Raw genomic sequence first — 14800 nt, 5'->3', positions numbered from 1 at the left:
AATGAAAAATGGTGACAATCCGGAGTTTACCCATACCGCATTTAAAGATGAAAGGTTCTTAGACTATTTGTCTTTTCTCTTAAATAATCTGTCTGGGAAAAATATTATTAGCTCTTGCGGCATCAGAGAAATGCTAAACATGTTGATCCCATGGCGTATGAATAATGGCATTAGGAGTTTTTTACTTTCGCAGGAAAGCAGATTAAACATCAGCAACCAAAAAGACGTAATTAATCTGCTCTACAACGGCTTCACCAGGAGAAGAATTGATGATGAACTCTTTGATTGGATAGATGAGAAAAATCCAAGGACTTGTTTATTTGTATGGAGAAGAATTCACTATATCAACTTTATAGAACACAATGTCACTAGACAAGACTGTCAACCTGTATTCTCTGAATGGATATTTTCAAAAATCCCTTACACTGTAAGCAAGACAATGAACGAGCTTAAAATCCATAATGAGATATCAAACTTATCTAGCATTAGAACATCTGTAATAAGGTATTTCGATCGTTTGAACATAGATAAGTCAGCAAAAGAGCATCTATTGCTTTACATAAAGTCAAGCTACTCGAATCCATCCAACAATAAAAGACTACACCAATGGTTCGACACACAAAACAGAGAGCAAGTCGAATGGACGGTTAGTTATATGCGAGAAACACTATATTACTACCCCTTAGTTTCTTGTGCTCCATCATCAAATACAAGACTAATGCTAGATGATATCCAATCATTTTGGGATATTCTTTTTTCTGAGAACATCGACAAATATAAGTATGCATTGTCGTCCATGAAAAAGGCATGGTCACAGAAGAAATTCAGAGATAAGAATGTCAGCAAAAAGCAATTCAGCATTAACATGAGCGTAGACATTATGCCCATCCTTAACGAACTGGTTTCTATGTATGAAATTCGAACAAATAAAAATGAGCTAATTGAATCATTGATACGGAAGGAATATGAATCAATGAAGGCAAAGCATAGAATTTAAACACCCATTCGCATAGATAATGGCGTGCCGTGTAAGTATTACTTAACTTCACGCCATTAATGGTTGCTTGGATTTAATCAAGACAGTTATCAAAGAGACTGTCCAGATAGTCAGCCCACTTCTGCAGCCAAACTTTGCATTCGTCATTGTAGCGATGCAGGTTATACGTTCCCTGTATCCCCTTCTGACTATGACCCAATATCGCCTCCGCAATATCGGTAGGGCAACTTAATCTAGCTAAACCGGTTCTTACAGTCCGACGCAGATCGTGTGGTGTCCAAGTTGGCAGATCTATCATCTGTCCTCTTTGTCTTAGGATCCATCCGCTGGTCGTCAATGCTTTTTGTTGAATTGGCTCGTTCGTGGTTCTAGATGGAAATAAACAATCCTCTGTTTCCAATCTCAATAATTTTAAAAATGAAATTGCTTGACTAGACAGTTGGACATATCGATCGACATCGGTCTTTGTTTCTTTTAAATGAATAGTCCCTTTATCCAGATCAACTTGATTCCAATATAAACCACAAATTTCTCCCGTACGGCAACCGGTCCAAAGCGTCAGTCTGAGAACATGCTGTTGGCCTAATGGATATGCCGAATCGGGTAGCCACTGCAAAAATCGTCGTAACTCTTCATCATCGAAAACTCGGGATGCCTTCTGGCTGGTCAGGCGAAGCCTCGTCATTTTGAGCTTCTTCTTGGCATTGATCGTCGGGTTGACGAAATCATCAGGCAACCGGCCCGAGCCAATCGCGTAGTCATAAGCAGAACCCAGCTCACGTAGTACGTTACCCGCCTGAACATTGGCCCCACGTCCAACGATTTTCAACACTAGATTGCTGACATCTTGTGCCGAAATCTGAATCGCCTCTATATCCCCCAAATCTCGATATACATCGGTGCAAAGAGTACGTCGAGCTTCAGCCTGGCCTTTCGGTTTCCTCGCCCCAGGGATTAACTCCCCAGTCGAGGACCAGTGATCCTCGATGTACTCACCAAGATACAGCTCTATGACATCGCGTACTGTGAATGGTTTTGCTTCGGTGGTCTCAACGGCTTGAGTCTTCTGGAGCTGCAGCTCGTTCGCCAACTCCGTTGCAGGACACAGACCTTGGTGGCGCATCAGCTTGAGCTCTTTAAGCCGGATCCGAGCCTGTTCAAGCGTAAGGATGGGGAAAACACCCAGCGTTATCTGCTTTTGCTTGCGAGGATTTGCTGGATCGTTATAGCGATAGTAGAAGCTTTTTTTGCCAGTTCGACCACAGCTGACACGCAAGCCTCGATACTCACCGATATCGGCTTTATCCTTGTCTCCCGGCTTCATGGCTTCAATTGCTTTGTAAGAAAGCGGTTTGCTATTCTGACGCCCCGACATGCCGTACTCCTCAGTAAACAGACTCACTCTTACATGAAGCGTAGGTTATCGTGTTTACGTCCCAGAAACCATCAACAACCTACGCTTTAACCTACGCTTACTGTTAGGATGCAGCGAGATGGCTTGAGACAACCAGATACATAGTGAGTCGTCATCAAGAACGCAATCAATTGATTTATAAAACATTTAAAAGGTTAAGGGCTTGATGAGTAACAGAAATATCGAGCAACACACCCCAATGATGCAGCAATACCTGAGCATCAAGGCCGAACACCCCGATGTGCTGCTGTTTTATCGCATGGGGGATTTCTATGAGCTGTTCTATGACGATGCCCGCAAGGCCGCCCAGCTGCTGGATATCTCCCTCACCAAACGCGGTCAGTCGGCTGGCAGCCCCATCCCCATGGCCGGCGTACCCTATCATGCGGTGGAGGGGTATCTGGCCAAGCTGGTACAGCTGGGCGAGTCGGTGGCCATCTGTGAACAGGTAGGCGATCCGGCCCTGAGCAAGGGGCCGGTGGAACGCAAGGTGCTGCGCATCGTCACCCCCGGCACCATCTCGGACGAGGCCCTGCTCAACGAACGGCAGGACAACCTGATCGCCGCCCTCTATCACGATGGCCAGCAATTCGGCCTGGCGGTGCTGGACATCACCTCGGGCCGCTTCACTCTCAATCAGTTTCCGGCGGAGGAGACCCTGCAGGCGGAACTGCAGCGGCTGGATCCGGCGGAGCTGCTCTACCCCGATGGCTTCGCCTTTTTGCACAATTTGGGGCAGCGGCGGGGCCTGCGCCGACGCCCGGAGTGGGAATTTGAGCTGGGGACCGCCCGCAAGCTGTTGTGCCAGCAGTTCGGTACCCGGGATCTCATCGGCTTCGGGGTAGAGCAAGCCAACTGTGGCCTGGCCGCCGCCGGCTGCCTGATGCAGTACGTCAAGGATACCCAGCGCACCCAGCTGCCCCATATCCGCAGCATTGGCCAGGAGCAGACCGACCAGATGGTGATCCTGGATGCCGCCACCCGGCGCAACCTGGAGCTAACCGTGAATCTGGCCGGCGGCCAGGACAACACGCTCGCCGCCGTGCTGGATGGCACCGCCACCGCCATGGGCAGCCGGCTGCTCAAACGCTGGATCCATCAGCCCATCCGCCAACCAGAGGCGCTGCGGCTACGACAACAGGCCATCGGCGAGCTGCTGGAAAGCCAGGGCTTTGACAGTCTGCCGCCCCTGCTCAAGCAGGTGGGGGACATGGAGCGGATACTGGCTCGTCTGGCCCTGCGTAGTGCCCGTCCCCGGGATCTGCTGCGTCTGCGGCTGGCCTTCGAAGCCCTCCCCCTGCTGCAAACCGAACTGGCCCAGGCCAACGGCGAGGCCCTGCAGCGCCTGCGCCAAGCCATCGGCGAGTTCCCGGCCTTGTGCGACCTGCTGCAGCGCGCCATCATCGACAATCCGCCAGTGGTGCTGCGGGATGGGGGCGTCATCGCCAATGGCTACGATGCCCAGCTGGATGAACTGCGGGATTTGGCCAACGGCGCCACCGCCTATCTGGAACAGCTGGAGGTCAGAGAGCGGCAACGCACCGGCATCAACACCCTCAAGGTGGACTACAACAAGGTGCATGGCTTCTATATCGACGTCACCCGCGCCAACGCTCACCTGGTGCCGGCCCACTATGTGCGCCGCCAGACCCTGAAAAACAACGAGCGCTACATCATCCCCGAACTCAAGGAGTACGAGGATAAGGTACTCACCGCCCAAAGCCGGGCGCTGGCCCTGGAGAAGCAGCTCTACGAGCAGCTACTGGATCAGCTGCTGCCCCATCTGGCCGAGCTGCAGCGCTGCGCCGGTGCGGTGGCCGAACTGGATGTCTTGAGCAACCTGGCGGAGCGGGCGGCCAGCTTCAACTACTGCCGTCCCGAACTGGTGAGCGATAACCAGATCCAGATCGACAATGGCCGCCACCCCGTGGTGGAGCAGGTGATGAGCGATCCCTTCATCGCCAACCCGGTGCAGCTGTCGAGTGAGCGACGCATGCTGATCGTTACCGGCCCCAACATGGGGGGCAAATCGACCTATATGCGCCAAACAGCCCTCATTGTGCTGATGGCCTACATGGGCAGTTATGTGCCGGCAGACAGCGCCCGCATCGGCCCCATAGATCGCATCTTCACCCGCATCGGCGCCTCGGATGATCTGGCCTCTGGCCGCTCCACCTTCATGGTGGAGATGACGGAAACCGCCAACATACTGCACAACGCCACTCGCCACAGTCTGGTGCTGATGGACGAGATAGGTCGCGGCACCAGTACCTACGACGGCCTCTCCCTGGCCTGGGCCTGCGCCGAAGCCCTGGCGGATAAGATCCGCGCCTTTACCCTGTTTGCCACCCACTATTTTGAGCTGACGCAGCTGCCCAGCCGTCTGCCCGGGCTGGCCAACGTGCACCTGGATGCAGTGGAACATGAAGACGGCATCGCCTTCATGCATGCGGTACAGGAGGGTGCGGCCAGCCGCTCCTACGGCCTGCAGGTCGCCGCCCTGGCGGGTGTACCGCGGGACGTCATTGCCCGTGCCCGACAAAAGCTGCTTGAGCTGGAAAATCAGCCCCAGGCGCGCGGTGCGGTCCAGCCCGCCGCCCCAGCGCCGGCGACTAGCACACCGCCGGAGCATCCGCTGCTGGCCCAGCTTCGCCACCTGCAACCCGACGAGCTGAGTCCGCGTCAGGCCTTGAGCCTGCTGTATGAGCTCAAACAGCAGTTGTCATAACAAAACAGGCCGGGCATTGCCCGGCCTGTTGCATTTGCATAGACACCGCATTAGTGCGGGTTAAACAAGGCGTCGATAGACAAGCCCTGCTGGGTCAACATGTCCCGCAGACGGCGCAATGCTTCCACCTGGATCTGGCGCACCCGCTCCCGAGTCAGGCCGATTTCCCGACCCACGTCCTCCAGCGTGGCCGCCTCGTAACCCAGCAGACCGAAGCGACGGGCCAGCACCTCACGCTGCTTGGCATTCAGTTGCTCCAGCCAATGCACCACCGACATGCGCATGTCGTCGTCCTGCGTTTCCAGCTCAGGGCCCATACCCCGCTCATCGGTCAGGATATCCAGCAGCGCCTTGTCACCGTCCCCGCCAATCGGCGAGTCCACGGAGCAGATCTTTTCATTGAGCTTGAGCATGCGGGCCACGTCTTCCACCGGCCGGTTCACCGCCTGGGCGATCTCCTCGGCGGTAGGCTCATGATCCAGACGGTGCGCCAATTCACGGGCAGTTCTCAGATAGACGTTGAGCTCCTTCACCACATGGATCGGCAGACGGATGGTGCGGGTCTGATTCATGATGGCCCGTTCTATGGTCTGGCGGATCCACCAGGTGGCATAGGTAGAGAAGCGGAAACCGCGCTCCGGATCGAACTTCTCCACCGCCCGGATCAGCCCCAGGTTGCCCTCTTCCACCAGATCCAGCAGAGCCAGCCCACGGTTGTTGTAGCGGCGGGCGATTTTAACCACCAGGCGCAGGTTGGACTCGATCATCCGCTTACGCGCCGCCGCATCACCACGCAGGGCCTTGCGGGCAAAATAGACCTCTTCTTCAGCCGTCAACAGCGGAGAGAAGCCAATCTCTCCCAGATAAAGCTGGGTGGCATCCATCACCTTATTGATGTCAGCACTGAAGGCCTCGTCTGCCTGGCTGCTCTCTTCAGTCTCCAATGGTTCAGCAGCATCGGCCATGACCATCAGTTCAGCCTCATCCTCAACATTGAAATCGTTTTCAGTGATATCCAGATCTTGATTGTTCATGGCATCTATCCCCTGACCGAACCGAGACATCCTGCTCGGAATCTAGCGTTTAGGCAGATAACCCAAAGGGTTCACCGATTGGCCTCGATAACGGATCTCAAAGTGCAACCGTACATCTGAGGTATCGCTACTTCCCATATCGGCTATTTGCTGCCCGGCCTTAACTTCCTGTTGCTCTGTTACTCTCAGCACCTCGTTGTGGGCATAAGCAGACAGATAGTCGTCGTCATGCTTGATGATCACCAGATTGCCGTAGCCGCGTAACGCACTGCCGGCATAGACCACGCGCCCGGCGGCGGCGGCATAGATTGGCTGACCACGCTTGCCCGCAATATCGATACCCTTGTTCCCCTGTTCCTTAAGCGAGAAACCTTGCACGATACGACCGGATGATGGCCAACGCCATGTTAGCGACTTGTTACTGGCTTGTGCTGATTTGGTTTGAGCGTATTCCTTTCCATTTTGGCCAGCAAACGATTTGTTGCCAGATTGTTGAGATCTCTGATCCACCGCACGAACTGAATGACTACTCAAATTCGCATCTTTCCCACCACTTCCGGTAGCCTTATGGGCCGTTCCCAGGACGATCAGCTGACCTGGGTGGATCACATAGGGTTTCTTCAGGTTATTAAAACGAACCAGGTTATTTAAGCTGGTACCGTGCCGACGGGCTATGCTGCTGAGGCTATCCCCGCGCTTGACCACATAGCGCCCTGCGTCAGGATTATCCAGATCCAGGTTGATGATTTGACCAACATAGATGGCGTAAGGCGGGGTAATTTTGTTAAAGCTGGCCAAGGCCCGAAAGTCGATGCCAAACCCCCAAGCGATGGAATAGAGGGTATCGCCAGCCTTGACCCGGTACTGCTTGTTGGTCAGTGTCGGCGATCTCGTCGGTTTGCTCGCCCCCCCCGAACTGGCATAGGCGGCCTTGTGGCCGGCATCCCGTACCGGTGCCGGTGACGAATTACTGCAGGCCGCCAGCAGCCAGAGCAAAGATAACGCAAACGCCAGACGCAAAACGCACCTCAATGCCGGAAGATCAAATAGGCAATGACCGCCAATGCGACCGTCAGCCAGCCGATGAGATCAATGTACTGACGCAGCTTTTGCTCCATACGAGCACCACCCCACTTCATCAGCGCCGCCACCAAAAAGAAACGGGCACTGCGGGAGATGACAGAGGCGAGCATAAAGGGCAGCAAGGCCATATGCAGCATCCCTGCCGTCACGGTAAACAGCTTATAGGGAATGGGTGAAAAGCCGGCTAGGAAAACGATCCAGAAATCCCAGCGGGCAAACCACTGCTGGATTAGCTCGAAGTTATCCTGATAACCGAAAGCCTGGATCATGGGCTGCACAGCCAGATCAAACAACCAATAGCCCAGCAGATAACCAGCCAAGCCACCCACGGTGGAGGCCACAGACGCGATCAGCGCGAAATGCCATGCCTTCTCCGGCCTGGCCAGCGCCATGGGCGCCAACATCACATCGGGCGGAATAGGCCAGAACACCGACTCGGCAAAACTGTTGGCCATCAGGTAATAGGGGGCATGTCGGTGTGCCGACCAGCCCATCACTTTGTCATAGAGTGCGGAAAAAAGTTTCACTGTAACTCTCCCTGTACCAAGGGTACGAAACGGACTGCCTCAAACGTTGCTACCTGAATCCTGCCATCCTGCTTATCCAGCACCTGCAGGTGCTGGCTAGCGCTGCCGACCGGCAGCACCATGCGCCCTCCCTCTTTGAGCTGTTGCAACAAAGCCTCGGGGATCTGCTCCGGGGCGGCGGTGACGATGATAGCATCAAACGGGGCCTTACTTGACCAACCTTGCCAGCCATCCCCATGCCGGGTGGAGACATTATGCAGATCCAACCGCTGCAAGCGCCGCCGGGCCTGATACTGCAGTGACTTGATGCGCTCCACCGTGAACACATGCTCCACCAACTGCGCCAGAATCGCCGTCTGGTAACCGGAGCCTGTGCCTATTTCCAGCACCCGTTGCGGCGCCCGGGCCAACAGCAACTCCGTCATGCGCGCCACTATATAAGGTTGCGAGATGGTCTGCCCCTGACCGATGGGCAGGGCCGTGTTCTCCCAAGCCTGATGGGCGAAGGCCTCATCGACAAACTGCTCCCGCGGGGTTGCCGACAGCGCACTGAGCACCCGGCTGTCCCGGATCCCTTGGCCGATCAGCTGATTAAGCAAAGGCTGTGCAATGACATTCCGCATGACCTACCCCAGTTGCTCAACCCACTGGCCGAGTTGCTGCAGATTGGCGTACGCCGTCATATCCACATGCAAGGGCGTGATGGAGACATAACCCGCCTCAATGGCAGCAAAATCGGTGCCCTCACCGGCATCCTGCATGGGACCGGGCGGACCAATCCAATAGATGGGCTTGCCCCGGGGATCCCGCTGGCTGATGACGGCCTCGGCTCTGTGGCGATTGCCCAGTCGGGTGACACGAATGCCCTTGATCTCCGCCAGCGGCAGATCCGGCACATTCACATTGAGGATCTGATCCGAGGGCAAGGGCATGGCTTGCAAGCGCGCCAGCAGCAAGGCCGCAAAATGGGCAGCCGTGGCAAAGTGAGTTTCCCCCACCAGGGAGACCGCCATGGCTGGCAACCCCAGATGACGGCCTTCGGTGGCGGCCGCCACCGTGCCCGAGTAGATGACGTCATCCCCCAGGTTGGCACCGTGGTTGATCCCTGCCACCACGATATCCGCATCCGGCACCAGCTCGTTGACCGCCAGGTGCACACAATCGGTCGGCGTGCCACGCACCGAATAGAAGCCGTTAGGCAACTGCTCCAGCCGCAGGGGTGTCTCCAGGGTCAAGGAGTGGCTGGCGCCACTGCGATTGCGATCCGGTGCCACCAGAATCACCTCTCCCAGGGCCGACAGCGCCTCGTGTAAACAGCGGATCCCCAGGGCATTCACCCCGTCATCATTACTCAGCAGTATCTTCATCTTGCTCTGCCTGTACCTGTACCAGTTCGCGCACCAGGCTGGTGGCATAGGTGCCCGCCGGCAGCCAGAAGTTCAACTGCAAGCCCTCGGGGGCCCACTGCCACTGCAACCCCTTGGGTTGCAGCAAGAGGGGCCGTCGCTCCTGCTTGAGGCCCGCCGCTTCCAGCCCCGCCTGCCAGCTCTCCTGTCCCGCCAGGGCTTGGGTTTCAAACGCCAGGGCCTCTGCCAGGGCCGGACTGCGACCACGGCCCCACAGGGGTGCGCTCAGCTGTAGATCGCCTTGTGCCAGACGCTCGGCCAAGGCGTCACTGGCTTCTTCTTCGGCGAAGAAGGAATGAGTACCGGCCAGCATCAGGCAATCGCCAGCCAGCAAACGCTGAGCCAGACCCGCTTCCAGCCGGGCACTGACCACCAGGTTAAACAGGTAGCTGCGAGCGGCGGACAAGAAGATCGAGCGCTTGTCCCTGTCCTTGATCCGACGGCCGTCGAACATGGACTGAGCCCCCTCCAGGTTGTTGCCATTGCGGCCAAAACGCTGCGAACCAAAGTAGTTGGGCACGCCCTGGGCCGCGATGGCCTGCAGTCGCGACTCCAGGGCATCGCTGACGCTCAGATCCCGCAGCAGCAGCTGGAAATGATTGCCCTTGAGCGCCCCTACCCGCATCTTGCGGGAGTGGCGAGCCATGCTGAGGATCTGGATCTGCTCATTTTCAATCACCGACAGATCCGGATCCGGCTTGCCCGGCAGATGAATGCCAAACCACTGCTCAGTCACCGCATGGCGATCCTTAAGCCCCGCCCAGGTGATGGACGCACGAGGCACATCCGCCGCCTGGGCCAGCAGCTTGGCGACCCAGGCGGTGTTTTCGCCGGTCTTGCGGATGCGCACCATCAGGTGCTCGCCGGTACCATCGGGCTCAAACCCCAGATCTTCGAATACCTGGAAATCCGCCGGTTCGGCCTTGAGGCGAGCGGACTGCGTCGGTTGACCATGCAGATAGTGCCACTTTGGAATCATCATGCTTTCACCACCAGCACTACGGCTTCCACGGCGATGCCTTCCTTGCGCCCGGTGAAGCCCAGTCGCTCAGAGGTGGTCGCCTTGACGTTAATCTGTGACAAATCGGCATGCAGATCCTCGGCCATCACGGCGCGCATGGCATCAATGTGCGGCGCCATCTTGGGGGCCTGGGCAATGATGGTCACATCCAGATTGCCCAGCACATAGCCGGCGGCCCGCACCTTGGCATAGACATCCCGCAACAGGATGCGGCTATCGATGCCGGCAAAGGCCGCATCGGTATCGGGAAAATGACGACCGATATCGCCGGCGGCAATGGCACCCAGCAGGGCATCGCTCAGGGCATGCAGCACCACATCCCCATCGGAGTGGGCCAGCAGCCCCTGCTCATAGGGCACCTTGACGCCCCCCAGGGTGCAGGGCCCCTCGCCACCAAATTTATGGACATCAAAACCATGGCCGATGCGGATCATGCCAGCTGCTCCTGTTGAGATAAGAAAAGTGCCGCCAGGGCGATGTCTTCGGGGCGGGTCACCTTGATGTTATCCGCCCGCCCTTCCACCATCTTGGGCGACTTACCCGCCAACTCCATGGCCGAGGCCTCGTCCGTGATAGAGGCACCGGCATGCAAGCCCGCCAGCAGAGCCTGGCGCAGTTCGGCGGTGCGGAACATCTGCGGCGTCAAGGCATGCCACAGATGGTCTCGCTCCACTGTCGCCACTATGTGACCTGCAGCATCGGCGCGTTTCATGGTATCCCGCACCCGGCTGCCGAGGATGGCTCCGTCCCCAGCCAGCGCCGCCTGAATGAGCTTGTCCATGTCGCCATGGGTCAGACAGGGTCGTGCGGCGTCATGCACCAACACCCATTCGGTTTCCACCCTGGCCAGGCCATTCATCACGGAACCGGCGCGTTCGTCGGCACCCAGCGTGGTACGCAGGCGCGGGTGGGACGCCACCGGCAGGGTGGCGAAGAAGTCGTCGGCGGGGTTGAGCGCCACCACCACCCGCTCGATGCGCGGGTGATTGAGCAGACGCTCGAGGGTATGTTCGATGAGGAACTTGCCCGCCAGGGGCAGGTATTGTTTGGGACAGTCTGCCCCCATGCGCCGGCCCACGCCAGCGGCGGGAACCACCACGGTAAAGGTCATGCTGTCAGTTCCCCTTGGCTGCCTGGGCCGGCCCACGGGCGTCCCGGGGCAACACCCGATAGAAGGTTTCGTCCGGCTTGATGAAGCCCAGATCGTTGCGCGCCAACTCCTCGATCACCTCAAGACCACTCTTGAGGTCATCGATCTCCTTGTACAGGAGTTGATTGCGCTCCTTGAGCTGCTGGTTGTCGGCCTGTTGCCGTGCCACGGCTTCCGAGCGCTGGCGATACTCCACCAGACCGTTCTTGCCGAACCAGAGCTGGTGCTGCAACCAGGCCAGAATGATGATCAAGATGAGGGTAAATAACCGCATGGTGGCGCCTCCTGCGCGGCATAGTTTCCCATATTACCAGCCAAAAGAAAGCCCCGCCTGATTGGCGGGGCTTGCATTGGCGAATTAAGCAACAAGCGGATTAGGCTTGGTTCTTAACTTCCTTCAGACCGCGGAAAGGAGCCTTTTCACCCAGGGCTTCTTCGATGCGGATCAGTTGGTTGTACTTGGCAACACGGTCAGAACGGCTCATGGAACCGGTCTTGATCTGGCCAGCCGCGGTACCCACAGCCAGGTCGGCGATGGTAGCGTCTTCGGTTTCACCGGAACGGTGAGAGATGACGGCGGTGTAACCGGCGTCCTTGGCCATCTTGATGGCGTTCAGCGTTTCGGTCAGAGAACCGATTTGGTTGAACTTGATCAGGATGGAGTTGGCGATGCCGTTGTCGATACCACGCTTCAGGATCTTGGTGTTGGTTACGAACAGGTCGTCACCCACGATTTGGATCTTGCTGCCCAACTTCTTGGTTTGGTAGGCGAAGCCTTCCCAGTCAGATTCGTCCAGACCGTCTTCGATGGAGACGATCGGGAACTTCTCGGTCAGTTCTTCCAGGAAGTCGGAGAAACCGTTGGAGGTGAAGACACGGCCTTCGCCCTTCAGGTTGTATTCCTTCTTCTCGGCGTCATAGAACTCGGAAGCGGCGCAGTCCATGGCCAGGGTCACGTCGGTACCCAGCTTGTAACCGGCGGCGGCAACGGCTTCGGCGATCACTTCCAGGGCTTCGGCGTTGGACTTCAGGTTAGGAGCGAAACCACCTTCGTCACCCACGGCAGTGTTGTAGCCCTTGGACTTCAGCACCTTGGCCAGGTTGTGGAATACTTCGGCACCCATTCGGATGGCTTCTTTCAGGGTCTTGGCGCCAACCGGCTGGATCATGAATTCTTGGATGTCGACGTTGTTGTCGGCGTGCTCACCACCGTTGATGATGTTCATCATGGGCAGCGGCATGGAGTAAACACCCGGGGTGCCGTTCAGTTCGGCAATCCAGGCGTACAGCGGCAGGCCTTGGGCAGCTGCTTCAGCCTTGGCGTTAGCCAGGGACACCGCCAGGATGGCGTTGGCGCCGAAGTTGGACTTGTTCTCGGTACCGTCCAGATCGATCATGATTTGGTCGATGGCAGCTTGATCCTTGGCATCCTTACCAACCAGCGCAGCAGCGATCGGGCCGTTAACGGCGCCAACGGCCTTCAGCACGCCCTTGCCCAGGAAGCGGGACTTGTCACCGTCACGCAGTTCCAGGGCTTCGCGGGAACCGGTAGAAGCACCAGACGGCGCAGCAGCCATACCAACAAAACCACCTTCCAGGTGAACTTCGGCTTCTACAGTCGGGTTACCGCGGGAGTCAATGATTTCACGAGCCAGCACTTTAACGATCTTAGCCATTGTATCGATCCTCGATATTTGAAATAAAACAACACTAAAGTTGCATAAAAAAACGGTTGCAAAACTATGCCCACAACCGTGGATTTTGTCGAATTAATTTAACTGACGCTTCTGGAACTCACCGGCCGCCCGGACGAAGCCTTCGAACAAGGGATGGCCGTCCCGCGGGGTGGAGGTGAATTCCGGGTGGAACTGTACAGCTACAAACCAGGGATGATCCGGGATCTCGATGATCTCCACCAGTTTCTTGTCGGCGGACAGGCCGGTGACCTTCAGGCCGGCTGCCTCGATCTTCGGCAGCAGGGTGTTGTTCACCTCGTAGCGGTGACGGTGGCGCTCCTGGATGGTCTCGCTGCCGTACATCTCCCGCACCTTGGATCCATCAATCAGGTGGCACAGCTGGGAGCCCAGACGCATGGTACCGCCCAGGTCGGAGCGATCGCTGCGCTGCTCCACGCTGCCGTCTTCGGTGATCCACTCGGTGATGAGCCCCACCACCGGATACGGAGTTTCCTTGCTGAATTCGGAGGAGTGAGCGCCTTCGAGACCGGCCACATGGCGGGAGAACTCGATGAGGGCCACCTGCATCCCCAGGCAGATGCCCAGGTAGGGAATCTTGTGCTCACGGGCGTACTGGGCGGCCAGTATCTTGCCTTCCACCCCCCGCTCGCCGAAGCCGCCGGGTACCAGGATGGCGTCCAGCCCTTCCAGCACTTCCAGGCCCTTGGTTTCCACGTCCTGGGAGTCGATGTACTTGATGTTGACGGTCAGCCGGTTCTTCAGACCGCCGTGCTTCAGGGCCTCGTTGACGGACTTGTAGGCATCCGGCAGGGAGACATACTTGCCCACCATGCCGATGGTCACCTCGCCGGTGGGATTGGCTTCCTGGTAGATGACCTTTTCCCACTCGGCCAGATCGGCTTCCGGGGCACTCAGGCCAAACCGGTCGACGATCAGCTGATCCAGACCCTGGGATTTGAGCAATGCCGGGATCTTGTAAATGGAGTCCACATCCTTGAGGGAGACCACGGCCCGCTCCGGCACGTTACAGAACAGGGCAATCTTGCCGCGCTCGTTGGCGGGGATGGCGCGGTCGGAACGGCAGATCAGGATGTCCGGCTGGATACCGATGGAGAGCAGCTCCTTCACGGAGTGCTGGGTCGGCTTGGTCTTCACCTCGCCGGAGGCGGCCAGGTAAGGCACCAGGGTCAGGTGCATGAACAGGGCGTTGTTGCGGCCTATGTCCACCGCCAGCTGACGAATGGCCTCCAGGAACGGCAGGGACTCGATGTCCCCCACGGTGCCGCCGACCTCGACGATGGCCACTTCATGGCCTTCGGCACCGGCGATCACCCGCTCCTTGATGGCGTTGGTGATGTGGGGGATGACCTGGATGGTGGCCCCCAGATAGTCACCACGACGCTCCTTGCGCAGCACGTCGGCATAGATGCGGCCGGTGGTGAAGTTATTGCGGCGACTCATCTTGGTGCGGATGAAGCGCTCATAGTGGCCCAGGTCCAGATCCGTCTCGGCCCCATCGTCGGTGACGAACACTTCACCGTGTTGAATGGGGCTCATGGTACCGGGGTCGACGTTGATGTAGGGATCCAGCTTCATCATGGTGACCTTGAGGCCCCGAGCCTCCAGGATGGCTGCCAGAGAGGCCGCCGCAATACCCTTGCCCAAGGATGAAACCACGCCGCCGGTTACGAAAATGTATTTAGTCGTCATGCTGAACCTAGAAGATGTTTAGGGATCACACGA

The 14800-nt window shown here is 57.2% G+C and carries 14 protein-coding genes; 2 read left to right on the top strand and 12 right to left on the bottom strand.

Translation table 11 applies throughout. The features are described from left to right. The first annotated feature begins 1 nt into the window (after nt 1). Nucleotides 2-997: a hypothetical protein gene (locus ABD847_RS09045; protein WP_345012175.1), complete on the top strand. Its 996-nt coding sequence runs from the start codon at nt 2-4 to the stop codon at nt 995-997. A 73-nt stretch (nt 998-1070) separates the two neighbouring features. On the opposite strand, the gene ABD847_RS09040 is transcribed toward ABD847_RS09045, so the two are convergent. Then, nucleotides 1071-2372, bottom strand: coding sequence for a tyrosine-type recombinase/integrase (locus tag ABD847_RS09040; RefSeq protein WP_345012173.1), 1302 nt, complete (start codon nt 2370-2372; stop codon nt 1071-1073). Nucleotides 2373-2574: 202 nt separating this feature from the next. On the opposite strand from ABD847_RS09040, the gene mutS reads away from it, so the two are divergent. Next, the gene (gene mutS / locus ABD847_RS09035) at nt 2575-5139 is read left to right on the top strand and encodes a DNA mismatch repair protein MutS (protein WP_345012171.1); all 2565 of its coding nucleotides are present in this window, start codon (nt 2575-2577) and stop codon (nt 5137-5139) included. Nucleotides 5140-5189: 50 nt separating this feature from the next. On the opposite strand, the gene rpoS is transcribed toward mutS, so the two are convergent. The 11 genes from rpoS to pyrG all read right to left on the bottom strand — a co-directional run bounded on the left by rpoS (nt 5190) and on the right by pyrG (nt 14767). Next, nucleotides 5190-6173 carry an RNA polymerase sigma factor RpoS gene (rpoS, locus tag ABD847_RS09030; protein WP_345012169.1) on the bottom strand — a complete coding sequence of 328 codons (984 nt, stop codon included), beginning with the start codon at nt 6171-6173 and terminating at the stop codon, nt 5190-5192. A 42-nt stretch (nt 6174-6215) separates the two neighbouring features. Beyond that, entirely contained in the window at nt 6216-7193 is a 978-nt protein-coding gene (locus tag ABD847_RS09025) for a peptidoglycan DD-metalloendopeptidase family protein (protein WP_345012167.1), read from the bottom strand. An 8-nt stretch (nt 7194-7201) separates the two neighbouring features. Beyond that, nucleotides 7202-7783: a YqaA family protein gene (locus tag ABD847_RS09020; protein ID WP_345012165.1), complete on the bottom strand. Its 582-nt coding sequence runs from the start codon at nt 7781-7783 to the stop codon at nt 7202-7204. Beyond that, nucleotides 7780-8406 carry a protein-L-isoaspartate(D-aspartate) O-methyltransferase gene (locus tag ABD847_RS09015; protein ID WP_345012163.1) on the bottom strand — a complete coding sequence of 209 codons (627 nt, stop codon included), beginning with the start codon at nt 8404-8406 and terminating at the stop codon, nt 7780-7782. Before ABD847_RS09015 ends, ABD847_RS09020 begins: the two co-directional genes overlap by 4 nt. Nucleotides 8407-8409: 3 nt before the next feature. Further along, nucleotides 8410-9150 carry a 5'/3'-nucleotidase SurE gene (gene surE, locus ABD847_RS09010; RefSeq protein WP_345012162.1) on the bottom strand — a complete coding sequence of 247 codons (741 nt, stop codon included), beginning with the start codon at nt 9148-9150 and terminating at the stop codon, nt 8410-8412. Next, complete coding sequence (gene truD / locus ABD847_RS09005; RefSeq protein ID WP_345012694.1) at nt 9131-10168, bottom strand: tRNA pseudouridine(13) synthase TruD; 1038 nt, start codon at nt 10166-10168, stop codon at nt 9131-9133. Before truD ends, surE begins: the two co-directional genes overlap by 20 nt. Then, nucleotides 10168-10644: a 2-C-methyl-D-erythritol 2,4-cyclodiphosphate synthase gene (gene ispF / locus ABD847_RS09000; protein ID WP_345012160.1), complete on the bottom strand. Its 477-nt coding sequence runs from the start codon at nt 10642-10644 to the stop codon at nt 10168-10170. The genes truD and ispF overlap by 1 nt, the downstream gene beginning before the upstream one ends. Next, nucleotides 10641-11321: a 2-C-methyl-D-erythritol 4-phosphate cytidylyltransferase gene (gene ispD / locus ABD847_RS08995; RefSeq protein ID WP_345012158.1), complete on the bottom strand. Its 681-nt coding sequence runs from the start codon at nt 11319-11321 to the stop codon at nt 10641-10643. Before ispD ends, ispF begins: the two co-directional genes overlap by 4 nt. A 4-nt stretch (nt 11322-11325) precedes the next feature. Next, complete coding sequence (ftsB, locus tag ABD847_RS08990; RefSeq protein ID WP_345012156.1) at nt 11326-11634, bottom strand: cell division protein FtsB; 309 nt, start codon at nt 11632-11634, stop codon at nt 11326-11328. A gap of 100 nt (nt 11635-11734) precedes the next feature. Next, nucleotides 11735-13036 (bottom strand): phosphopyruvate hydratase, encoded by a 1302-nt coding sequence (gene eno, locus ABD847_RS08985; RefSeq protein ID WP_345012154.1) that lies wholly within the window; start codon nt 13034-13036, stop codon nt 11735-11737. 93 nt (nt 13037-13129) lie between these two features. Next, a complete protein-coding gene (pyrG, locus tag ABD847_RS08980; RefSeq protein WP_345012153.1) occupies nt 13130-14767 on the bottom strand; it encodes a CTP synthase in 1638 nt (545 codons plus the stop codon). Nucleotides 14768-14800 lie beyond the last annotated feature (33 nt).

The organism is Pseudaeromonas paramecii (assembly GCF_039540575.1).
Classification (GTDB): domain Bacteria; phylum Pseudomonadota; class Gammaproteobacteria; order Enterobacterales; family Aeromonadaceae; genus Pseudaeromonas; species Pseudaeromonas paramecii.
This window is presented reverse-complemented; position numbering and strand designations above follow the sequence as displayed.